At 43.8% G+C, this 23,081-nt stretch carries 21 protein-coding genes and 1 pseudogene; 10 read left to right on the top strand and 12 right to left on the bottom strand.

Annotation, left to right across the window (positions count from 1 at the left end; translation table 11 throughout):
- Positions 1 to 102: 102 nt before the first annotated feature.
- The 3 genes and pseudogenes from V7L12_RS25535 to V7L12_RS25525 all read right to left on the bottom strand — a co-directional run bounded on the left by V7L12_RS25535 (position 103) and on the right by V7L12_RS25525 (position 3,213).
- Entirely contained in the window at positions 103 to 759 is a 657-nt protein-coding gene (locus tag V7L12_RS25535) for a DNA-3-methyladenine glycosylase family protein (protein WP_335088624.1), read from the bottom strand.
- A 34-nt stretch (positions 760 to 793) separates the two neighbouring features.
- Positions 794 to 1,864: a bifunctional DNA-binding transcriptional regulator/O6-methylguanine-DNA methyltransferase Ada gene (gene ada / locus V7L12_RS25530; protein WP_335088623.1), complete on the bottom strand. Its 1,071-nt coding sequence runs from the start codon at positions 1,862 to 1,864 to the stop codon at positions 794 to 796.
- Positions 1,865 to 2,625: 761 nt separating this feature from the next.
- Positions 2,626 to 3,213 (bottom strand): annotated as a pseudogene (locus tag V7L12_RS25525) (Uma2 family endonuclease).
- Positions 3,214 to 3,698: 485 nt separating this feature from the next.
- Here V7L12_RS25525 and V7L12_RS25520 point away from each other — a divergent pair.
- From V7L12_RS25520 to V7L12_RS25490, 7 genes are all read left to right on the top strand, one after another.
- On the top strand, positions 3,699 to 6,326 hold the full coding sequence (locus V7L12_RS25520) for a sensor histidine kinase (protein ID WP_335088621.1): 2,628 nt from the start codon (positions 3,699 to 3,701) through the stop codon (positions 6,324 to 6,326).
- An 87-nt stretch (positions 6,327 to 6,413) separates the two neighbouring features.
- Positions 6,414 to 8,153: a PAS domain-containing sensor histidine kinase gene (locus V7L12_RS25515; RefSeq protein ID WP_335088619.1), complete on the top strand. Its 1,740-nt coding sequence runs from the start codon at positions 6,414 to 6,416 to the stop codon at positions 8,151 to 8,153.
- A gap of 66 nt (positions 8,154 to 8,219) precedes the next feature.
- Entirely contained in the window at positions 8,220 to 8,702 is a 483-nt protein-coding gene (locus V7L12_RS25510) for a hypothetical protein (RefSeq protein ID WP_335088617.1), read from the top strand.
- Between the two features lie 442 nt (positions 8,703 to 9,144).
- Positions 9,145 to 9,591 carry an urease accessory protein UreE gene (gene ureE / locus V7L12_RS25505; RefSeq protein ID WP_335088615.1) on the top strand — a complete coding sequence of 149 codons (447 nt, stop codon included), beginning with the start codon at positions 9,145 to 9,147 and terminating at the stop codon, positions 9,589 to 9,591.
- Positions 9,566 to 10,258 (top strand): urease accessory protein UreF, encoded by a 693-nt coding sequence (locus V7L12_RS25500; RefSeq protein WP_335088613.1) that lies wholly within the window; start codon positions 9,566 to 9,568, stop codon positions 10,256 to 10,258. The genes ureE and V7L12_RS25500 overlap by 26 nt, the downstream gene beginning before the upstream one ends.
- 93 nt (positions 10,259 to 10,351) lie before the next feature.
- Positions 10,352 to 10,948: an urease accessory protein UreG gene (gene ureG, locus V7L12_RS25495; protein WP_100901384.1), complete on the top strand. Its 597-nt coding sequence runs from the start codon at positions 10,352 to 10,354 to the stop codon at positions 10,946 to 10,948.
- A gap of 23 nt (positions 10,949 to 10,971) precedes the next feature.
- Entirely contained in the window at positions 10,972 to 11,241 is a 270-nt protein-coding gene (locus tag V7L12_RS25490; RefSeq protein ID WP_335088611.1) for a hypothetical protein, read from the top strand.
- A gap of 167 nt (positions 11,242 to 11,408) precedes the next feature.
- On the opposite strand, the gene V7L12_RS25485 is transcribed toward V7L12_RS25490, so the two are convergent.
- The 4 genes from V7L12_RS25485 to V7L12_RS25470 form a co-directional block, all read right to left on the bottom strand.
- Positions 11,409 to 13,295 carry an ABC transporter ATP-binding protein gene (locus V7L12_RS25485; protein WP_335088609.1) on the bottom strand — a complete coding sequence of 629 codons (1,887 nt, stop codon included), beginning with the start codon at positions 13,293 to 13,295 and terminating at the stop codon, positions 11,409 to 11,411.
- A 620-nt stretch (positions 13,296 to 13,915) separates the two neighbouring features.
- Positions 13,916 to 14,416, bottom strand: a complete 501-nt coding sequence (locus V7L12_RS25480) for a cupin domain-containing protein (RefSeq protein WP_335088607.1) — start codon at positions 14,414 to 14,416, stop codon at positions 13,916 to 13,918.
- A 137-nt stretch (positions 14,417 to 14,553) separates the two neighbouring features.
- Positions 14,554 to 15,297 carry an SDR family NAD(P)-dependent oxidoreductase gene (locus V7L12_RS25475; protein ID WP_335088605.1) on the bottom strand — a complete coding sequence of 248 codons (744 nt, stop codon included), beginning with the start codon at positions 15,295 to 15,297 and terminating at the stop codon, positions 14,554 to 14,556.
- A 53-nt stretch (positions 15,298 to 15,350) separates the two neighbouring features.
- Positions 15,351 to 16,235: an NmrA/HSCARG family protein gene (locus V7L12_RS25470; protein WP_335088603.1), complete on the bottom strand. Its 885-nt coding sequence runs from the start codon at positions 16,233 to 16,235 to the stop codon at positions 15,351 to 15,353.
- A gap of 132 nt (positions 16,236 to 16,367) precedes the next feature.
- Here V7L12_RS25470 and V7L12_RS25465 point away from each other — a divergent pair, with 132 nt between their 5' ends.
- On the top strand, positions 16,368 to 17,285 hold the full coding sequence (locus V7L12_RS25465) for a LysR family transcriptional regulator (protein WP_335088601.1): 918 nt from the start codon (positions 16,368 to 16,370) through the stop codon (positions 17,283 to 17,285).
- 213 nt (positions 17,286 to 17,498) lie between these two features.
- On the opposite strand, the gene V7L12_RS25460 is transcribed toward V7L12_RS25465, so the two are convergent.
- Together V7L12_RS25460 and V7L12_RS25455 are read right to left on the bottom strand one after the other, a co-directional pair.
- Complete coding sequence (locus V7L12_RS25460; protein ID WP_334816425.1) at positions 17,499 to 18,071, bottom strand: single-stranded DNA-binding protein; 573 nt, start codon at positions 18,069 to 18,071, stop codon at positions 17,499 to 17,501.
- Between the two features lie 297 nt (positions 18,072 to 18,368).
- Positions 18,369 to 19,625 (bottom strand): FAD-dependent oxidoreductase, encoded by a 1,257-nt coding sequence (locus V7L12_RS25455; RefSeq protein WP_335088599.1) that lies wholly within the window; start codon positions 19,623 to 19,625, stop codon positions 18,369 to 18,371.
- A 231-nt stretch (positions 19,626 to 19,856) separates the two neighbouring features.
- On the opposite strand from V7L12_RS25455, the gene V7L12_RS25450 reads away from it, so the two are divergent.
- Both V7L12_RS25450 and V7L12_RS25445 read left to right on the top strand, forming a co-directional pair.
- Complete coding sequence (locus V7L12_RS25450; protein ID WP_335088597.1) at positions 19,857 to 21,161, top strand: ABC transporter ATP-binding protein; 1,305 nt, start codon at positions 19,857 to 19,859, stop codon at positions 21,159 to 21,161.
- A gap of 178 nt (positions 21,162 to 21,339) precedes the next feature.
- Positions 21,340 to 22,214 (top strand): IS630 family transposase gene (locus V7L12_RS25445; protein ID WP_335088595.1). Its coding sequence is split into 2 segments (ribosomal slippage): positions 21,340 to 21,669 and positions 21,672 to 22,214, totalling 873 coding nucleotides; the frame shifts between segments, so codons are not numbered across the junction.
- Here the strand turns inward: V7L12_RS25445 and V7L12_RS25440 are convergent.
- The 3 genes from V7L12_RS25440 to V7L12_RS25430 form a co-directional block, all read right to left on the bottom strand.
- On the bottom strand, positions 22,132 to 22,500 hold the full coding sequence (locus tag V7L12_RS25440) for a DUF5615 family PIN-like protein (RefSeq protein WP_335088593.1): 369 nt from the start codon (positions 22,498 to 22,500) through the stop codon (positions 22,132 to 22,134). The two genes, V7L12_RS25445 and V7L12_RS25440, sit on opposite strands and share 83 nt — an antisense overlap.
- Positions 22,497 to 22,727, bottom strand: a complete 231-nt coding sequence (locus V7L12_RS25435; RefSeq protein ID WP_292741094.1) for a DUF433 domain-containing protein — start codon at positions 22,725 to 22,727, stop codon at positions 22,497 to 22,499. The genes V7L12_RS25440 and V7L12_RS25435 overlap by 4 nt, the downstream gene beginning before the upstream one ends.
- Positions 22,728 to 22,839: 112 nt before the next feature.
- On the bottom strand, positions 22,840 to 23,081 hold a 242-nt coding region (locus tag V7L12_RS25430), incomplete at its 5' end, for a hypothetical protein (protein WP_335088591.1).

Here is a 23,081-nt window from a genome sequence, read left to right as displayed (position 1 = left end):
TATATTTTTGATACGAACCGCCCTTCGGGTTCACCAGTCGCCTACGGCGGGAAACCCGCCTACAGCGCTGGTTCACCAAGTGTGCCAAGAAAGAAAGAGTAATTATTTGGGATTACTTAGGTAATAGTGCCATAAAAGTCTTGCCGCAACTGCCCGCCACGGTCGCCAGTGCTGTGTCATTTCTTCTAGTTGCACTGGTGTTGGACGCGTTGCCAAGTTTTTGAGTTTTTGTAAAGCGATCGCGATCGCTAAATCGCCTTTAGGAAAGACATCAGGACGTTGCAGCACCATTAGCAAATAAATATCAACTGTCCAGTCTCCGATCCCTTTGAGACGCTTTAACTCAGTTCTGATAGTAGTTTCGTCCATTGTTTGGAGTTTGCTGAGGTCAAGCTGACCAGTTGCGTCGGCGTAGCCCGCCTTCGGCATCGCCTGAGCCAATCCACGACAGTATAGAATCTTTTGCCGACTGAATCCAATCGCTTTTAATTGAACATCATCCAATGTCAGAAAGTTTTCTGGCGTCAGAGTTACAACCTCACATAGACGTTTAAATACAGCCCTTGCAGCCGCTACGGAAACTTGCTGTTCCAGAATTATGCACAACAACGTTGCAAAACCTGGTTCTCTTTGCCACATCGGTGGAGGCCCCAGTGTTTCTAAAATCCGAGCCAAATCGCTATCAAGTTTGGCAAGCACCATTAAACCACGGGTCAAACTTTCTTCAGTCAACGATTCTAGTTCAGGTGTTTGAGTCATCTTTGGAAAAAGGAGTGGCGAGTAAGGAAGAATTCTAATCCCGCGCGGTGCGTTCTGATTCTTGTGTAAGCAGTTTTTGTTTGCGCTCAATTCCCCAGTGATAACCACCAAGACTGCCATCACTCCGCAGCACTCGGTGACACGGTACAATCAGCGCGATCGGATTAGCTCCACAAGCATTACCTACAGCTCGGACTGCCTGGGGTTTGGCAATATTACGGGCAATATCAGTGTAAGTGCAGGTTTCGCCATAAGAAATTTTTTGTAATGCTTGCCAAACCTGTTTCTGAAATGCTGTCCCACGGACATCAAGTGGTAAATCAAGATGTGTTTCGCCTCCTGCAATAAAATCGAGGATTGCTTGTATCCAGTCTTTGTGTATGCGCTCGTCACGCAGGAGCTGCGCTTGGTGAAATTCCTGCTTCAAAATGTGTTCAAGCTTGTCTGCTTCATCACCCAATTTTACGGCGCAGATACCCTTTTCTGTTGTTGCCACAAGCAAATATCCCAATGGACATGGAGCGATCGCATAGATAATGCTGATTGTCTTTCCAGCTTGTTGGTAAGTCTTTGGTGTCATTCCCAGTTGTTTAGGTGCTTTCTCATAAAGTTGACTACTTGAACCATACCCCGTATCGTAAACTGCATCAGCAATTTCTTCCCCCGACTGTAAACGCTGCTTCAGTCGTTGGCTACGCAGCGCATCTGCATATTGAAAAGGCGATACGCCAATTATTTTCTTAAATATTCTTTGTAGATAACTGGGACTCATTTCCATCTGAGAGCATAATTCCGAGAGGGTTGGGATGTGGTCAACTTGTGCTTCAATATATCGACATACTGCTAAGATTTTGGCTGTATTTGGAACTATTTCAGATTGTGGCTGACAGCGCTTACAAGGTCGAAAACCTGCAATTTCAGCATCTTGTACCGACTGGAAGAAACAAACTTGATTCCGATTCGGTCTGCGACTAGGGCAAATAGGTCGGCAATAAATGCCTGTAGAGCGAACACCATAGAAAAACTTGCCTTCAAAACTGGAGTCTCGATTGAGAACTGCTTCCCATAGTGTTTCTTCCAAAATTTGTGTCTGTTGTAATTGCATTCATGTCTCCTTAAATCTATTGCAAAGTTTCCCATCTTAGAGTATTCATTATTAGTTGTTGTCTTTAGGTAAAACTAGATTAAATGTATAGATAAACTATTTTCTATCTGATTGTTGCGATCAAAGTTGATTATCTCAGTTTTTTAATGTAAAAACTCGCTAAACGGGTGTTCACTACTCGATGAAACCGGGAACCTTAAATTAGGTCAACACAACGGAATTTTTATGAGTGGTGGTATTTACCTGATTCAGGATAATTGTCAATTAGTTGAGATGAAGGAAGAACCTTATGAATCAGAGGATGGGCTACAAAAGCTACTAGCTGACTATTCAAACTTTGCAGATTCAATGGGGTACAGGTAGAAGTCAGGCTTCTTTTGTCCCTAAATTTAATTACAAGGGAAAAAATCGCACTTTTTTCCGAGTTTGGAGTAATGCCACTGTAGAAATTTGTGCTTACGAGCCACCATTCAATTTAGAATAAAAGAAAGCAGAACTTCTGACTCGATTTAAATCTGTTGTAGGAACATCAATTTCTATTAATCCTTATTGCTGGTATATTCCCTTTTATACTCTGAATGATAAAATGGTTATTAGACAGTTTTTGGAAGTACTTGTCTGGGCTATTCGCGAAATTAAATTATCATAATTTTGTATAGCAATCCTATTTTGTTTGTGATAATTGCAACCCATATATCCCCGACTTCATAAAATTTTTTGGGGATCTTGTTTCTTACGAATGATTCAGGGTAGGCAATTACTTACCAAATTTCTGCTAAATCTAAAACAAATCCTGGTAAAATATCTTCTCGCGATAGAGTTTTAGGACTTTGTAAAATCTCAACTTCTCGATTAAAACGATAAATTTCTACCTGTTGCTGTCCTCTATTAATTAACCAGCCTAATCTTGCGCCATTCTCCATATATTCCCTCATTTTGGCTCGCGTTTTTCTAAGGAATCACTTGGAGACATGAACTCAACCACAAAATCGGGACACAAAGGAGCAAATCTTTCTTTTTCTGCTTCACTTAAAGCATTCCACTGTTCCATTTTCACCCAAGAAGCATCTGGAGAACGCTCTGCACCGTTGGGAAGTTTGAAACCACCAGAACGAGTCAAAGGATTTACCTAGCTTATTTTGACGACTCCAAGCTCTTAATTGATAAGTTAAATCGGCATTACGGTCACTAGTACTACTCCCCGTAGGTGGCATAATAATTAATTCCCCTGAAGCTGTCCGCTCAAACTTTAAGTCTCGATTATTTTGACAAAGCTGAAAAAATTGCTCGTCAGTCAAGTCGATATTTAATTCAAGGGTAGGAGGTAAACTGACGGTGGTAGTATTCATGTTATCAGTTTGGATGTAAGCAATATATCTATTCTAGTAGATAGTTCTTATTCCCAAAATCAGGGGTTTTTTTCAAGGATATGAGAATAAGCTGATGTGCAGATAATCTTACGCAAAGACACCCAGATGCTATTTGAACGACGATTAGCTTACTACAAAATTTTATTAATTAATCACCTCTTAGATATTTCTATAAATTAGTTATTATCCATAGCCCTTGTAGAGACGTAGGAGTGCTACATCTTTACATTTTCTTTGCATTCCTTTGGGTTTAAAAAAGCTACGAATTTATGCAAAACTGTACTTAGTGTTCAGAAAAGGATGAAACCTTTGCCTCAAAGTGACTTAGCACTCGTGAACTGATTCGCTCTTTGACAAATGGTTCACCCGATTGGGTGAATGCGATCGCAGCATCCAGAACTACTCTGAAAGTAGAGCCACTTTTTTGTTGTGAGCGATCGCGCTGACAGCTAAAAACTTTTACAATGGCTATGATTACCTTGAATATTATGCCAATTGCTTATATATCAAAGGGTCTAAGAGTGGATGAAATTGTAAAATCACCGCAGAAACCAGATTTTCTACCAGAGAAGACCACTTTGTTGGAAACAATTGCTACCAATTTACCAGGGACGATTTTCCAAATTCTGCAACGTCAGGATGGTTCTATATTTATCCCTTATATTAGTTCTGGTTGTAAATATTTGTATGAATTAGAACCAGAGGCTGTACAGGCAGACTTTCAGGTGTTATACAAACTGATTCATCCACAGGATATAAAAGCTTTTACAGAATCTATTGCTGTTTGTCGTACTACTCTTACACCTTGGCATTGGGAAGGTCGGATCGTTACGCCTAGTGGCAAACTTAAATGGATTCAAGGTACTTTACAACCCGAATTACAAGCAGCAGGCGATTTTCTTTGGCATGGCTTGGTTATGGATATTACAGACCGAAAACAAGCCCAAGAAAAATTGCAAGAAAGTGAGGCACGGTATAAAGCAATTTTGGATGCTATCCCCGATTTGATGTTTCGCATCAGCCGCGATGGCGAGTATCTAGATTTGAAAAGTGAGGGCGCAAATATCACTCTTTCGAGAGAAGAAATAGTTGGAAAAAATTTGCAAGAGTTATTGCCGATTGATGTTGCAGCCATTAGCCAAGTAGCGATCGCTAAAACTTTAGATTCTGGAATTTTGCAAACTTGTGAATATCAACTACCAACATCTTTGGGTGTCAGAGATTATGAGGCGCGGTTGGTAGTGAGCGGCGCAGATGAAGTATTAGCAATTGTCCGAGATATCACAGAACGCAAACAAGGAGAAGTCGCCTTACAAAATCTTGCCCAAAAATTTGCGAAAGCTTTTAGTTGCAGCCCCGATTCAATTACGATTAGCACGCTGCAAGAAGGACGCTTTATCGAAGTTAATGACAGTTTTGTGAATCTTTCAGGTTATGGGAGAGATGAGGCAATTGGTAAAACTTCTTTTGAGTTAAATCTTTGGGTAGACGATCGCGATCGCCTAAACTTAGTGCAAGAGTTGCAAAGCATGGGAGTCGCTCGGAACTTGGAAGTTGAATTTCGGCAAAAATCTGGTGAGATAATTACAAGCCTGCTTTCAGCCGAAGTCATTGATTTGGATGGTGTTCCTGCCATTTTAGCAGTACATCACGACATTACAGAACGCAAACAAGTAGAAGCACAATTACGCTTTTGTGCCCAACGCGATCGCTTGTTGGCAGAAACCCTCGTGCGAATTCGGTCTTCGCTTAATTTAGAGCAAATTCTTCAAACCACCGTGACGGAAGTCAGGCAATTTCTCCAAGCAGATCGAGTTTTTATTGGTTTAAATAATGCCAATTTAGGAGTCAGAACTATTGCTGAATCAGTAGATCCCAAATATCCATCAGTCTCAGGTTGGTCTACTAATGATGAAGCTTATTTACAAGAATTACGAAATTTACTAAAAGATAATCTTGTGCGTGTCGTTGAAGACATAACCCAAATAGAAGTATCTCCCAAAGTAAAAGCACACTATCGAAAATTCCAAACGAAGGCGACTTTGGCTGTACCAATTATGCTAAATAATGAATTGTTTGGCGCATTAATTGCCAATCAATGCTCAGGTTCGCGTCATTGGCAGCCAGTAGAAATTGATTTGTTACAGCAGATGTCAGAACAGGTAGCGATCGCGATTCAACAAAGCCAGATATGCCAAAAGCTAGCAGAACTCAACACTAATTTAGAACACCAAGTCCAAGAACGAACAGCACAGTTGCAGCAGAAAATGCAAGAAGTTGAAAATTTGCATCGTGTCAAAGATGTTGTTTTGCATACAGTTGCCCACGATTTACGAACTTCGGTGATGGGTAACTTGATGGTATTAAAGAATTTGTTAAATCAGCGAGTGGGGAGTGGGGAAGCAGGGGAGGATGGGAGCAAGGGGGAAATTGCAGCAAGTCTTTCTCCTCTGCCTCTTTCCCATGCTCCATGCCCAATCCCCAATGCCCAATCCCCAATCCCAATATCTCGCTCAATCATCGAGCGAATGATTCAGGGCAACGATCGCCAACTGACAATGATTAACTCATTGCTAGAAATTAATTCCTGTGAAAAACAGGGTATTGAGATCAAACTCGAACCTGTGCAACTTAGTACCCTACTGGGCGAATGTTTCTCTCAGTTGGAACCCATGCTGACACAAAATCAAGCGACTCTGAAGAACTTGGTTCCCGCAGATTTACCGTTAGTAATGGCAGATGGGACTCGATTACAGAAAGTTTTGGTAAATTTAATCGCACATGGCTTGCAGAATAATCCACCAGGATTAAATTTTACCCTGAGTGCCACCGTTGAGGGGGGAATGATTCGCACTCAGATTCAAGATGACGGTGTGATAATGAGTAAAGTAGAGTGCGATCGCCTTTTCGATCTCCATGTCCGCGATCCTCAAGACTGTTGCTCTACAAGCATTGGCTTAAAAATGTATCTTTGTCGGAAAGTTATTAAGGCGCATGGCGGCGAAATCGGGGTTATGAGTAACCGCAAGCGTGGATTAACTTTCTGGTTTACACTACCTTTAGCAACTTCATCCGCAACAAATCGCCCATAAATCACCAAAAAATGAGAGGGTGTTATTTATGGCAATGTTGAGTAAGGGAAACACCCTCAAGGTATGGGCAAAGTTGCTCGGATGCTAATGGCTACTCCATTTACAACAGTGCAAAGCTGGTGGAGAAAAACCTTTTCTGCACCAACAACAGATGAAATCACTACTCTTTATAGAGCTTGGCGTAATCGTTTCTTGTGGCAGAGATTACGTTTATGGTTATGGCTGGCGCTGATTTGTCTATTGTCTTTTACTTTGCGAGACATTTACAGCTTGTTTTTTCCTTTTGCAGAGTTGCAGCAACTACCAGAAGTACTTAGAACTCAGCGTTTAGTAATTAATGTTACAATGCTTGCAACATTAATTATTTGCTTTGCCTTACACAAAACTAAATTAGGTCGTCATCGACCAGATTTATTATTTTTAGGGTCTTCCTGGTCAATTAGTTTAGCATCACAGTTGTTTGCAACTCTTAGTGGTTTCGCGCTACCCGATACCATTGGTTGGTCACTGTTGTTCTTGAGCCAAGCTGTGTTGATGCCTGTCTGCTGGATTCTTCACTTGCTGACTCAAGTGAGTGTGCTGATTTACTATTTTGGTGTCAACACAGCACTTGGGCTAAAAACACCAATCCCCGACCACCCAGGAATATATAATGTAACGTTCATTTTATACATTTTCTGGTTTTGTACTATATGTGACATCGGTGTTTATCTGTACGATCGCCTGCAACGTTCGGAATTTTTCGCCCGTCAAGAACTGGAATCTGCCTACCAAAAACTCAAGGTTGCCGAAGCTAAATATCGCAGTATTTTTGAAAACGCTGTTGAAGGGATTTTTCAAAGCAGCCCCGATGGACGTTACATTACAGCAAATCCTGCTTTAGCGAGGATTTATGGCTACTCCTTAGCGCAGGAGGTGACAGCAAATTTCACTGATATTGAACAATTGTACGTTGATCCGAACCGTCGGGCAGAATTTGTGCGCCTGATGGAAAAGTATGGCAGTGTTTCCGAGTTCGAGTCCCAAATTTATCGCCAAGATGGGAGTATTGTCTGGATTTCAGAAAAAGCCTACGCAGTCTGCGATGAACAGGGAAAACTGCTTTACTACGAAGGTTTGATTCAAGACATTACCCAGCGCAAGCAAACTGAAGAAGAACTACGAGTATTTTTTCATGCAGTTTCCCACGATTTACGCAACCCAGTACTAGGTACTTTAATGGTACTGAAAAATTTGCTTGCCCGTCCAGAAGAAAATATTGCGATTTCACGCTCAATTTTAGAGCGGATGATTCAAAGTAGCGATCGCCAATTGAACTTAATTAATTCCTTGATGGAAGCTCATGTCAGCGAGGTGCAAGGTGTTGTTTTACAACGTCAAACCGTACAATTACTGACAGTTATCGAAGCTGCGATCGCAGATTTAGAACCATTGTTAGAGCAAAATCAAGCCAAGCTGACAATTTTAGTATCCGCAGATTTGCCATTAGTGAATGCAGATCCCACGCAACTATGGCGAGTTTTTTCTAACTTAATTGTCAATGCTCTAAAACATAATCCTCCTGGTTTGCTCCTGACAATTAACGCTACCCGTAAAGATGACAAAATTTATTGTACTGTTAGTGATAACGGCGTGGGAATTAGTCAACAACAAAGCAATCGGCTTTTTGACCTTTACTTTCGGGGTGCAAGTATCCGCAATTCTGTAAGTTTGGGCTTGGGCTTGTATTTATCTAAGCAGATTATCAATGCTCACGGCGGCGAAATAGGTGTGAACAGTGCATTAGATGCAGGGGCAACTTTCTGGTTTACATTACCTATTAGCTGACTAGTAATTTGTCAAGTTTAATAGGAATCCGACTGGAGTTTTGCTAGGTATACTGGGGTATAACCTATGTCAGGGAAGGTTTCTACCGTTATCCGATTTAAAAAATCAAATATAGATCTTAGTATTAGTGACAAAAGTAACCATTTCAACATGACTTTAGATACAGGCGTATGCCTGATTATTCCGATTAGATCGAGAATATACAAATCAAGTAATGCAACGGAGATTAAAAGATATATGAACCGCTTTAAATCTATTCTTCTTGGAGGCCTATTAGCAGCTGTTTCAATTGCTGCTCTTTCTCAAAATGCTAATGCTGCTGAATTTAAATCTGAGCATGATCATTTTAATCGTAATACTGTAGCTGTTAATAACAATAAAGTCCAACGCGAACGTCAAGTCCGTGAACAACGCGCTCGTGAATTGCGTGAACGTCAAGTCCGTGAACAACGCGCTCGTAAATTGCGTGAACGTCAAGCCCGTGAACAACGCGCTCGTGAATTGCATGAACGTCAAGCCCGTGAACGACATACTCATTTTAATCACTAAGCTGAAAATTTTCCCTCATATTATGTTAGGAGAGTAGTAATACTCTCTTTTTTTTGTTTGCATAAATCTGTTCAAATTAATGCCAAAAAAATGTTATCCAAGGGTCAATACCGTTCAGTTAGCGCCAAAAACTCATTTTCGGGTAGAATCTCTAAATCGTGAATTGTCCAGCGTACTCCCTCAATGGCTTGGTTCTTCCTTCAAGCAAGGCAACTATGGGGTTTAAAATAATTCGTAATGACGCTCCTACGCCGCTCTAAGCGTTCGCGAGTGCGTCTCTAAGAGTTGCTATGCCGAAGGCGTTGCCTCTCGTAGAGAAGGCTTTATGCTGCGCTAACGTAATTCGTAATTAGAGACTGTTATCTAAGGGGATTAAAATAATTTGTAATTAGTTAAATTAGAACCAGAATCATGAAAAGCGGAAGTTCAGGCTAAACTCTGTATGCTGACATTTACCCAACTGAAATCACCTAACCCTGATGCCACAGTCACTTTTACTCTAGCGCTGACAGCAGAAGAACGTACCCGCACTCGTCATCGCTTTGAAATTGAAGATGGTAAAGTTGTGTTTTTACATTTACCCAGAGGAACTGTTTTACATGATGGCGATATTTTACAAGAAGAAACCCATAGCTGTTTAATCAGAATTACTGCCAAACCAGAACTAGTGGTGACTGCCTTTGCCCAAACACCACTTTTATTATTACGGGCAGCATACCATCTAGGAAATCGCCATGTACCTGTAGAAATTACCCCAACTTATTTACGCTTGTCCTCAGACTCGGTTTTACGCCAGATGTTGGAACAATTGGGGTTAGAAGTTAAAGAGGAAATTTTACCGTTTCAGCCAGAATTGGGAGCTTATGGACAACACCATCATGCTCACTGATAGCCATCTTTTAAGTATTTTGCAGCTAGCTAGCCCCGCTTTGCCTGTGGGAGCATATAGCTATTCTGAAGGTTTGGAAATGCTGGTGGAAAATGGTACGATCGCTAACCAGACACATCTCAAAGATTGGTTAAAAGCAGAGTTGCTCTACGGGGCAATTCGACTAGAGGCAGCGGTGATGGTACGATCGCAGCAAGCTACAAAAACAGGTGATGTTGAGTCCCTATGCCGTTGGAATCTGTGGTTATCGGCTGCTAGGGAAACAGAAGAGTTACGCGCTTCTAGTTGGCAAATGGGGCGATCGCTGATCCAATTACTTGCTAAACTAGAACCGCAGATTATACCTATTGCTAATGCTGTAGGTAATCCGTGCAATTATGCGATCGCTTTTGGCATTGCCGTTGCCCATTGGCAAATCAGTATCAAAGCCGCATTACTGGGATATCTGCACAGTTGGGCAAGTAATTTGATTACTGCTGGCGTAAAACTTATCCCCCTTGGACAAACAGCAGGACAGCAGTTATTGCTAGATTTGCAACCATTACTCAGTGCTGCGGCATTAGAAATTCTCGCGTTGGAGGACGATCAACTCGCCTGTTGTAGTTGGGGTTTGTCGCTAGCGAGTATGCAGCATGAAACGCAGTATACAAGGTTGTTTAGGAGTTAGTCATTAGTCATTGGTCATTAGTCATTGGTTAAAAACTAAAGAGTAATAACCATGTATCAAGGACAAATAACAAAGAACAAATAACAAATGACAATGAATGCATTTCGAGTAGGGGTTGCTGGGCCAGTGGGTTCGGGGAAGACGGCTTTGGTGGATGCTTTATGTAAAGGATTGCGTGAGCAGTATCAGATTGCAGTGGTAACGAATGATATTTATACTCAGGAGGATGCTCAGTTTTTAGTGCGTTCTCAGGCGTTGGCAAGCGATCGCATTTTGGGTGTAGAAACTGGTGGTTGTCCCCATACTGCTATCCGCGAAGATGCTTCGATGAATTTGGCGGCAATTGAACAGTTAGAAGAACGTTTTATCGATTTGGATTTGGTATTTTTGGAAAGTGGCGGCGATAACTTAGCTGCTACCTTTAGTCCCGAATTGGTGGATTTAACGATTTACGTCATTGATGTTGCAGCAGGCGATAAAATTCCCCGCAAAGGTGGCCCCGGCATTACTAAGTCTGATTTGTTGGTGATTAACAAAACTGACCTAGCACCTTATGTTGGTGCAGATTTAAGTGTGATGGAACGAGATGCTAAAAAAATGCGCGGCGATAAACCTTTTATTTTTACTAATTTAAAAACTCAGTCTGGACTTGCAGATGTAATTAACTTTGTTTGTACAAATATCTGTTGAAAAGAATTTTATAACCCACGGAGGTGGGTTTTGCCTGTATAGACGCGGTTTATGAGCCTTTTTACTCGGCAGTTGAGCCTTTTTACTCGGCAGTTGAGCCTTTTTACTCGGAAGTTGAGCCTTTTTACTCGAAAGTTGAACCTTTTTACTCGGCAGTTGAGCCTTTTTACTCGAAAGTTGAACCTTTTTACTCGAAAGTTGAGCCTTTTTACTCAGAAGTTGAGCCTTTGAACTCGGCAGTTGAGCCTTTTTACTCGGCAGTTGAGCCTTTTAACTCGGAAGTTAAGGCTTAACTCTTTGTCAAAGTCAATTTTTTTAACGAACCGCATAGACGCAAAGCGGCTTCCCGCTGGGTAGGGCGCATTCGCGTAGCGTCTTGTAGAGAAGAACGCAAAGAAAGAGAAGGAAGAGAAGAAAGAAATGCTTAATTTAAGTGTATTGGTTTATACCGTCTTTTGAACTATAAAGCCCGTAGATGACGATTTCGCACCCGTTCAGCACTACCGGTAGGAATCGCAGCAATTAATTTTTGCGTATATTCCTCTTTGGGTTCTTGGTAAATGCTTTCGGCTGTGCCTTCTTCAACAATTTGACCACGATTCATGACTAAAATGCGATCGCTCATAAATTTAACCACACTTAAATCGTGAGAAATAAAGATATAGGTAAGCTGAAAGTCTGACTGTAATTCTTTGAGAAGATTTAATACCTGCGCCTGTACGGAAACATCCAGTGCTGAAACTGATTCATCGCAGATGATAAACTTAGGATTTAACGCCAAAGAACGGGCTATGCAAATTCGCTGGCGTTGACCACCAGAAAACTGATGAGGATAGCGGTTAATTGCATCTGCACTCAACCCCACCCGTTCTAAGAGTTCGACTACTCGCTGGCGTCGTTGTTGCTTTGTTTTACCAACGGAGTGAATTAACAATGGTTCCATTACCGCGTCCCCAACCTTCATTCGTGGATCGAGGGAACTAAAAGGATTTTGGAAGACTATTTGCATTTCCCGCCGCAGTTTTTGCAACCGTTCCCCTTTGAGGCTAGTAATATCTTGTTTCTCAAAGATAATCTGACCACTCATCGGTTCAATTAATCGCAGCAAGGTTCTGCCAAGGGTGGTTTTGCCACAACCAGATTCTCCCACCAGACCTAGTGTTTCCCCTGGTTTTACATCAAAAGAAACGCCATTAACTGCCATATTGTAGCGTTTTGTCCCACCAAACACCCCGCGCACTGGAAAACCAACTTTCAGGTTGCGGATTTGCAGTAGGGGTTCCAATTCATTGAAGTTTGCCAATCTTTCAGCAATCTCTTCGGTAGTCACTTCTATGGATTGTGCGGGTTCTTTTGGCTGAATTACTACTTGTCCCGTTGGCGTCTCTTCTGCACTCATGTAGTCGGAAACGGTGAGTAATTTTTGGGGACGGCGGTCAAGTGTGGGGCGGCAGGCGATCAAACCTTTAGTATATGGATGCTGGGGATTGCTGAAAATTTGCTCAGAAGCACCAGATTCGACAACTTTGCCTCTATACATCACCGCTACTTGGTCAGCAATTTCTGAAATTAGCCCCAAGTCGTGGGTGATGAAAATCATTGCCATGTCACGGCTTTGCTGCAATTCTCGCATTAACTCCAAAATAGTCGCTTGCACCGTCACATCCAAAGCTGTGGTTGGTTCATCGGCAATTAAGATTAATGGGTTGCAAGAAATTGCCATTGCAATCATCACCCGTTGCAACTGACCCCCAGAAAGTTCATGAGGGTAGCGTTCCAGCATGGCTTCTTTGTGTTCTTTAACCATCTGTGCCAACTTTGATGGTTCTGGTTTCGATGAATTGCTGTTGGTTTGATGCCAAGTTTCGATATACTGCTGTTGGATCTCTTCATTGCTAGGTAGAAGTTTAACCTCTTGCAGACCTGCGATCGCAATTTGTCGTGCTTGGGCTGCTGACACATTTTGATGTCGCACAATCGCTTCTGTTAGCTGAAACCCAATGTTATAAACTGGATTGAGCGAACTCATCGGTTCTTGAAAAATCATGGCGATGTCGCCACCCCGGTGTAACTGCATTTGTTCAGGAGGCAATTTTACCAAATCGATCGGGTTAGCATTCTCCTGCGGACGAAACCAGATTTCACCGCCAGTAACTATACCGGGAGTTTGCAACAAACCCATCACAGCTAGGGCTGTCACTGATTTACCACTCCCCGATTCTCCTACTATTCCTAGAGTTTCACCTCGATGCAGCTCAAAGGAAATACCATCCAAAGCTCTGACGTTATTGCCATCACCGGGAAATTCAACTTGGAGATTGCGAACCTCTAGGACAGTTTCTCTCATAGGAGTTGGGTATGAATCTTAACTTAAAATTATTTGGATTTTAACAATAGTTTTAATCTATTATGTCGGTAAATTTGGTTTTTACACTCCTTGGCAGTTTTTCACTGCTTAGACCTCAACTATAATCAGGGCTATTTCATTTTAAACATAAAGACTGTATGGTAAAATACAGCACTAAAAATGAAATATATTTAGTACCGTGAGCCAACCAGCTTTTTCCATTGCTTCAGAAGGTAAGCGTCTCGATATCAAGATGCAGTGAGTCGGGAATGTGCAGTTTCATCAGTGAATCGACTTCCAATATTTCTGATCGGCCCGCGCGGTTCGTCCTACCCTGCATGACGTCTTAGCTGCTCGTGGCAGAAACTGGTCAGATCGGGCAGAAGCGATCGCCAGTCTGGTCGCCGTTCAGCAGGATGGTATAGGTCTCGCCCGCGACCGAAATATGCCTGATCCTGTCAGTAATAGTCGTGTTAACGCCATTATGATCCCTGAACTGTCCGCCTAATGGGACGCGGCAGATGATCGGATGGCATACCGCCTGAGTACGTTTAGAATCTGAAGGGGTCGGGAACGGCGATCGGTCGCATACCAAAATCTGAGCAAAGCATCGTGATTCGTTAGTCAAGATAGTCCGGCGGGAACACTTCCTGACCATACTTTCTGGCAATTTCCTGCATCCGTTGCTGCGCTGCCTGATCCATAATTGGGGGAGGCAGAAAGGTTCCCGCCGCTACAGGCGTCCCGATCTCCTGAAAGAATTTCTCCAGTCCGGCGGGAACTACCACGCACCACAGATGCGCTATTGTATCCGTCTCATTCTTAAAGTCATGCACTACCCCGCCTTTGGGAATGTTGACAAAAGAACCCTTCCGGGCAACAAAGGACTGGGCTTTCGTTTTAACGACGATTTCCCCTTCCAGGACGTAAAAAGATTCTTGAAAGTTAGCGTGCGCGTGGGGTCCAGGCCCACCTTTCGGCGGTATCAGCATGTCAATGGCGGCGTAAGCTCCTCCAGTTTGTTCACCAGTGATCACCAGGCGGTAGGTATCACCGACAACTGACAGAATCTGACCGTCCTGAGGATTTACAGTCGTAAGATCATTAATTGGATTTTCCATGAGGTTGAATTTGCTCCTGTTTTAGATTTACTCAAGTTGCCCTGTTGCGTTTCACGGTCGATACGCCGCACTAATTGCCTAAACCTGTGAGTAGAAAATCATCTGTGGTCATCCAAACGCGACGGTATTTTCCTCCACTAAACGAAGTTGTTTCCACCATCAACGTTGATAGTTTGACCAGTTATAAATGCTGCGTCATCAGACGCAAGGAATAGTACTGTCCCAACCAGATCGTCAGCAGTTTCTCGTCGCTTGATCGCTCTTGCTTGTGCCTGCTTGTCGAGTACAGCGGCAGGAAAAAGCGCAATGACTGGTGGTGTATCCGTTATGCCTGGAGTAATCGCATTGACGGTGATGTTGTGTTGTCCGAGTGCGTTTGCAAGTGACCTGGTGAACCCAATCACACCCGCCTTTGCAGCGACGTAGTGGCATTGATCTGGCGTTCCTGCAAAAATACTTCCAGAACTCGTATTAATGATCCGCCCGGCTTTACTGACCTTGATCAACGGTAGGAGCGATCGCGTGACTAGAAATGGGCCGTCGAGATTGATTGCACATATCTCGCGCCATTCAGCATACGATATCTCCTCAAAAGGCGTGACTGGAAATTTGCCTGCATTGTTGACCAGAATATCGACTGCACCCCACGTCTGCTGTACCCGATCTGAGAGATTCTTGCAGTTTGACTCACTGCTTACATCTGCCTCGATCGCCAGCAACGCATCTGGCGAGCCGAGATCAACTACCAATTGGTTAAGCGCTTCCGTTCTGTTATCGACCGCACAGACCTTCGCTCCCTCCGACAGAAAGTGGCGCGTGATTGCGCTACCAATTCCTCCAGCAGCACCAGTAACAACTACGAATTTGTTCGAGAATCGCATCGTTTGCTCCTTTAAAGTGGTTAGCAAGTTCCGATCGGTTTGTGAGGCATCAATTACAAGTTCTTGTCAGATTTTGCCCAGTTGCGATCGCGCAAATAGGATTCAAAGTCGGTCGGTGCCGGAAAATCACGTTTCAACTGCGCTAGATCCGCCCCGTAGCCAACGTTCTCAAGCCAGCGATACATGATGGTCACTTCCTCCCCGGCTTGCTGCTCAAACGCTTCAAACGGAATTTGTTGGTATTCGACGTTTTTTCCGAAAATGCGGCTGAATGTGGCAGCGATTTCCGTCATTGTCATATCCACACTGGCGACTTCCTGTTCACGGTTCAAGAAATCGGTGGGACGATCGAACACCTCAGCGACCATTTCCCCGTAATCTTCTTCGGAAAGCTGCTGTAATTTCGTTTCCGGACTGAGCGGCTGGGAAAGCGTTCCGGCTTCAACCATTGGACGCATCGCGTTGTAATTGTAGAAAAAGAAAACCGGACGCATCATCGTGTAAGGCAAACCAAGCGATCGGATGTATTCTTCGACTTGAAACTTGCTGTCGAAATGCGGAATGCCCGTGTTGCGTTCGGCGCTCCCCACCGAACTGTAGACGAAATGCTGGATGCCCGCCGATGAAGCTGCGTCTGCGACCGTTTTGCCGTCGCGGATTTCGGCTGATAATCCGCCTTTAAGGAAGGTCTGTAGCGAAAAAACGCCATAGGCACCTTGCAGAGCGCGATCGAGGGAAGCGCGATCGCTAAACTCTCCGACTACGAGTTCTGCCCCTGCTTGTTGGAGTGCTTGAGCAGCGGGCTTGTTTGGGTCACGCACAAAGGCACGCACCTTGAAATTTCCGTGCTGCAAAAGATGACGCGCCACCGCACCACCTTGATTGCCCGTGGCTCCGGTGACTAAGATCAGTCGTTCTGCGTTTATTTGCTGTGTCATGCTTGTTTTTTCGATACTGTTTGCGGATCTGAAATTTCCGGACAGTCTAAACAGTAGCTTATACAGACGAAGAGAGAAAGTAGTTAAAATTCAAAGCACTTATGCAAAAAATTCAAAGATGTGGTTGCGTCAATGGACAAGCTCAAAAGCCTGATGATTTTTATGCGCTCTGCTCAATATGGCAGCTTTTCCGAGGCAGCCCGACAGTTAGGCATGGCTCCGTCAGCCGTAAGTCGGGCTGTATTGCGCTTAGAAGATGAATTGGGGGTGTGCTTGCTCCAGCGGACGACTCGCAGTTTGACGTTGACTGAAGATGGCAACCGATTTTATCAACGCTCTCAGCAAATTCTCAACGATTTGGAAGAAGCCGAACTCGAAGTCAAACAATCGCAATCCATGCCGATGGGAACATTGCGACTGGATCTGAGCTTTGTGTTTGGTAAAATGCATATCGCCCCGGCTCTGTTGCAATTTGCCGCACAATATCCGAAGCTAAATCTGAATGTTTCTTTTAACGATCGCCTGATCGATCTGATTGAGGAAGGCGTTGATGCGACTGTGCGGATTGGAATCAGCAGCGATTGCAGTTTAATCATGCACCACCTGGCAACTGCACGCTACATCACTTGTGCCTCGCCGCAGTATCTTGCCCAGTATGGTACACCCATAATACCCACAGAACTATTGCAGCATCGCTGTGTCAACTTTATCTATCCACAGACTCGGCGAGAAGCTAACTGGAAGTTTGCACAAGACGGAAAATCGATTCACCTTGCCGTTGACAGTTATCTGCGATTTGATAACTCAGAAGTCATTTTAGAGGCGGTCATTCAAGGAGCCGGTGTAGTGCAATTGCCCAAATTTATTGCAGCGAACGCGATCGCACGGGGCGATCTCCAACCGATTCTCCAAGCCTACACGACCCAAGTTGGATTACCGATCTCCGTGTTGTATCCGCAAAAACGCTATCTCTCGGCTAAAGTTCGCGTTTTTGTTGAGTTTATGAAAGAATTGACGGCTGCTTTAAAGCGAGATGATGTTGTTGATTGAAAGGGCGTTATTGCACGAACAGGAAAAATGCTAAATTATACCTATTAACTCTTCCCTATCTACTCTTAGTTTGATTATGGGTAATAGTGCATAGTAATGATCAACTAAGAAAAAATAGCACATCCTAAAGGATGGCTATTTGTAAAAATTGTCTAATCGTAATACTTCCTGCTAAGTATGTGAGCAAACAGAATACATGCTCAACTACCAACTTTAGAAGGGAATATCATCTGGATCTGGTTCTTCCTCTTTCACTGCTGGATAAGTGGTTCGCTCATATGTGGGTTGGGGTACGGGTTCGTAAGTTTTCGTTTGGGGAGCAACACCAACAGGATTTGTCGCTGGGGTTGGTGCTGGACGTGCTGACTCGTAACTGGGAACGTCTTTCTGTGGAGGACGAGATGCTGAAGATGGTTGTCGGGGAGCAGTTTCAGTGAATGATGGAGTTACGGTTGCTGACGGTAATGGATCAGTATTAAAACTACCTCCAACAGATTGAATTTGTTGTACTGTCAATTCAGCGCGTTTTTCTTTAAAACCTTCTTGACGATCAACAGTATTCATAGTTAAACGTCCTACCAAGATAACGCGATCGCCTTGGTGGTAGTTTTGCTGAATTTCTGTCGCTAAATTCCCCCAGCCAACAACTTTCAGGGTGGCTGGCGGATCTTCTGGTTTCTGGGAATTGGGAAACTGCACCAGCATTTCCGTGACTCCCAGATTATCCGCTGTATAGCGGAGTTGTGGCTCGTTTATAATTTCCACCATCAAAACGCAGCTGTTCATTAAAATTACTCCTGACTGCAAAAAGTACTGATTGAAAAAGAGGGGGTTTTTCTATGTAGTGCCAATTAATATCTAGATAGGTTTAATTGTTTGCATTTTTTAATAATGTTTGAATAAATTTTCTACATCCACTCTGAGTTTTTAGTCCTTTCTAGCATAAAAGCCAAGCGATCGCTTTGAACAGCATTAAGTATACTGTTCGCCACCTTCGCTTGACTAAATTGAGCATTCAATTCTGCATAGAGTAGTATAATTGTACCACTTAATTAATTAAATAGAAAAAATTATTGGCAAAAATTAAGCCTTGACGTGAACTGGAAAAACACCCAAGGCGATCAACCTGGCTGGAAGGTCGCGCAAGATGGGTAAGCGCAAAAACGCAGGTGGTACAAAGGGGCGATTTGAGGTGATAACCGGGGCTAATATCCGTTTTTGGATAAAAGTTTGAAACGCCTGAATGATACGTGTGGGCAACTCGCGTTGACGTTGTACTTTTGCTAGGTCGCTAAGTTGTACTTCTCGGTTTTTGAGCGGTTTGCTGAGTACATTTGCCGCAACTACAGCATCTTGAATCGCGTAATTAATGCCAACTCCACCAACGGGGGACATTATATGAGCTGCATCACCGATGAGTAACAGTCCCTCACGATACCAGCGTTTGACACGGCTAGACTCGACTGAGAGAAAAGCTATTTGTGACCAATCATGTAAATTTTGAATGCGTTGCTGGAATTCTGGCACCACTTCCACAAAAGATTTTTTTAATTCCTCCAAACCCGCAGCCCTTAGTTGTTGATAGCCTCCTTTAGGAATAACATAGGCAAGTTGCCACTCATCACCACGGTCAAGCATGGCGATTAGCTTACCTTGACCAAAGCGCCCCATTCCCCCCTCTGGGTCTTCTGGCTGACGCGGTAGGCGAAACCACAGGACATCCATTGGCGGCGAAGTTTCGATGGATTCAAACTCACCCAGGTGGCGTAAACGTGAGTGGCGACCGTCTGCACCCACTGTCAGTATTGCCCGGATTTCATGCCAACCACCGCCTCCTCGATAGCGGACACCTTGAATCACCTCATTTTCTGTAATTAATTCCTGCACATTCGCACCCATTACCAGATGGAAACTAGGATATTTTTGTGCTTCTTGGGTGATGAACTCCAGGAATTTCACCTGGGGAAGCATTGTAATGTAGGGATAATGGGTTTTCAGATGACTAAAATCTGCAAATGTGACAGTATCTTGAGGAGTTTGAATACTAATTTGGCGCATTTTGGTATGGGGAAGTCCTAGCAAGCGATCGCTAAGTCCCAATTCCTCCATAATTTCCATCACCGACGGATGAATCGTATCGCCACGAAAATCGCGATCCAAGTCTTTGTGTGCTTCCAGCAGCATTACAGAAATGCCTTGACGCGCTAACAACAGCGCCAATACTGCTCCTGCTGGCCCCCCACCCACAATGCAACAATCTGTAGTTTGTACGTCTACAATGTCATGGACAGGGTTAATGCTTGGGTCTTGGGAAAGATTTTTAGGTACATCGGTAGTCATAACAACACCTCCTGACAGCCCTAAAATTTAGAATAGTTTGTTTTTTATGGTTAAAGCTATTTTTTTAACTTTTCGTATTTACCCTGAACGTGTATTATTATGAGCGCTAAAGTGTCATTAGTCATTAGTCCTTTTTCCAATGCCCCATACTTCTCTACGAGAGGCTGCGCCAACGACTCCGCTCAGTACAAGTGCCCGATGCTCCATGCCCAGTGATAATAATTAACAGTTGTGTCCCAAGTTATTTTAGAAAACGTTTATAAAAGTTTTTCCTCACGCAAAGGGGAAAGTGTTACCTCACAAACCCAATCTCCTCTCACACTTGCGGAAAAAACTGATGTAGCGCCAGAGCGTGCGGAAAGTGTCAATGTCTTGCGACGGATTAACCTGACGATCGCAGATGGCGAGTTTATGGTGCTGGTAGGCCCTTCTGGTTGTGGTAAAAGCACCCTACTGCGGTTAATCGCCGGGTTAGAAGTGATGACTGGCGGTAATATCTGGGTAGGCGATCGCTTGATCAATGACTTACCACCCAAAGAACGCGACATCGCAATGGTATTTCAAAATTACGCCCTATATCCCCACATGACGGTGTATGACAATATCGCCTTTGGGTTACGCCGCCGTTTTGGGAGAGCAGGGGGAGAAATTACTCCCTCATCTCCATATCTTCGGACGTGGACAGAAAATCTTTTTGTGGGAGCGACAAGAAAGTTACCTAAAGGATTGCGCTACACATCTGACAAAGAACGGGCGGTAAATGAACAGGTGCGTAGTGTTGCTCAACTGTTGCAAATCGAAACATTGCTGAATCGCTTACCCAAACAGCTATCTGGGGGACAAAGACAACGGGTTGCACTGGGACGAGCGATCGCGCGTGACCCCCAAGTGTTTTTAATGGATGAGCCGCTTTCTAACTTAGATGCTAAACTGCGGGCGGAAACCCGCGCTCAAATTGTCAAATTGCAGCGCCAATTGGGGACAACGACAATTTACGTTACCCACGATCAAACAGAAGCGATGACAATGGGCGATCGCATTGCAATTATGTCTGAGGGTAAAATTCAGCAAGTTGCTTCTCCCCTAGAACTTTACAACCGCCCTGCCAATCTTTTTGTAGCAGAGTTCATTGGTTCACCACCGATGAATTTTATTTCTGTAGAATTTCATGCCCCGCAGTTGATTACTCATTCCCAGTTTCGTTTCACCCTGCCAGAAGTCTGGGGAAAAGCTTTACAAAAATATGATGGGAAAACTCTAATTTTAGGCATTCGCCCAGAACACTTGAATTTGAGTATGCCTGCCACTAAAAATCTACCAGTGCAAGTAGATTTGGTAGAGAATCTCGGCAACGATTCCTTTCTCGCTGTTAAGATTGCCGAACCGGGATCTCAACCTGCTACTACAGTCAATTATCTACAAGTGCGAATACCACCAGATCGATTTGTACAAGTTGGTGAGCAACTATGGTTATCGCTAACTCTAGAGAAAATTCACTTTTTTGACCCGGAAACTGAGTTAGCGATATTTCCCTAATACTATCCGCGCCTAATTGGTAGAATACGCACCCTGGATTGGGCTTGGTCAACAGTGACTAATGCACCTGTCTCTAGTGACAACTCAAACTGATTCAAGGCTGAAATATAGCAACCGCCAAGGCAATTAGGACGTAGACTAAAGATGTTATCGTGACCTGCTATCGTCTGATCTACTTATGCCTAAACCATACAGTTACGACTTCCGTCAGAAAGTACTCCAAGCGATTGAGTTAGATGGACTCAAGAAAAGCGAAGCCAGTGAACTGTTCAACATCAGCCGCAACACGATCAACCTTTGGTTGCAGCGCAAAGCCCAAACGGGAGATGTTCAGGCATTGCCTAACAGCCCTCCTGGCAACAACCATAAAATCACAGATTGGGAACAGTTTCGCGCATTTGCCAAAACTCATGGCGAAAAAACTCAGGTGGAGATGGCTCAACTGTGGGAGGGCGACATCAGCGATCGCACAATCTCACGAGGGTTGAAGAAAATTGGGTTCACGCGAAAAAAAAGACCTACGGCTACCAAGAACGGGATGAAGTGAAACGGCAGATATTCCGAGAGCAATTGGCAACCCATGAGGAGGAAGTGATTGTTTATGTGGATGAAGCGGGCATGGACAATCGGGAAGACTACGCTTATGGCTGGAATGAAAGAGGACAACGATTTCATGCCTTGAAGTCAGGACGACGCCAGGGGCGAGTAAATATGATTGCCGCTCAATGTCTTGGACAATTGATGGCTCCCTTTACAGTCGTTGGCTCCTGCAATCGGACTGTTTTTGAGATTTGGTTGGAAACGTGCTTAATTCCTCTACTGAAACCGGGGCAGGTAGTGGTCATGGATAATGCCACGTTTCATAAAGGAGGTCGTATTCAACTACTGATTCAGGAAGCCGGATGTGAGTTGCTCTACTTACCTGCTTATTCACCGGACTTTAATAAGATTGAGCGATGCTGGTCTTGGCTCAAAAGTCGGATTCGCAAGCAACTTGACCAGTTTGATTGTCTACGTGATGCGATGGAGTATGTCCTGCACTTAGCGTCCTAACCACGCTGACGGTTGCTATAACTAGATTTTCGATACTTTTTGGCAAAACATCCTGGGTACGAACCTGAATAACACTAGGACTATCAGCACCTGTCGCAGCTAGTAGGGAACCAAAGTCTAAATCGTGAGTAAAGACGATATATCCATTAGTTCTTGCCCACTCCATAATTATTGAATCTTTCTCACGGGGGTCGCCAACCGTAGACCAGTGGACAGCGGAGATATTGTACCTCTCAAAAACCGCAACCCAATCAGGGGAAAGGTTCATCTCAATCAAAATTTTCATGCACTTCTGAGAGGGACTTCAATCTCTTCAGCCCGCCATGCAGCGTAGGCAAGTGCCTCATAGATGTCGGCTTCTTCGAGGTAGGGATACGCTTTGAGGATGTCGCTATTACTGTGACCAGATGCCATTAAGCCGACGACAGTTCCAACGGTGACACGCATTCCCCGAATGCAGGGTTTGCCGCCCATCACTTCAGGATTACGAGTAATTCTAGTGAGATTTTGCATAATTTTTGTAGAATGGGAGTAAGGTTATGGGATTGAGAAACCAAAAATGGCTGTGTCAATCTTTTTTATTATTGAACTTTTACCAGCTTCCAGGCTAACTGATTGCTAATCTTCACTTAAGGATAATTGTAGCGACTGTTTTAAAAGTCAAGCGTAGGCGTAGCCCGCACTTGTGTACTTGATCGCGGTGCGACAAAGTTTGAAGTACTCCAACACGACTTTGAAGTACTCCAACACGACTTTGAAGTACCTCAACACGACTTTGAAGTACCTCAACACAACTTTGAAGTACCTCAACACAACTTTGAAGTACCTCAACACAACTTTGAAGTACCTCAACACAACTTTGAAGTA

The sequence above is a fragment of the Nostoc sp. genome, assembly GCF_036918245.1.
Classification (GTDB): domain Bacteria; phylum Cyanobacteriota; class Cyanobacteriia; order Cyanobacteriales; family Nostocaceae; genus Nostoc.
Note: the sequence above shows the minus strand (reverse complement) of the source record. Positions and strands in the feature narration are given on the sequence as shown.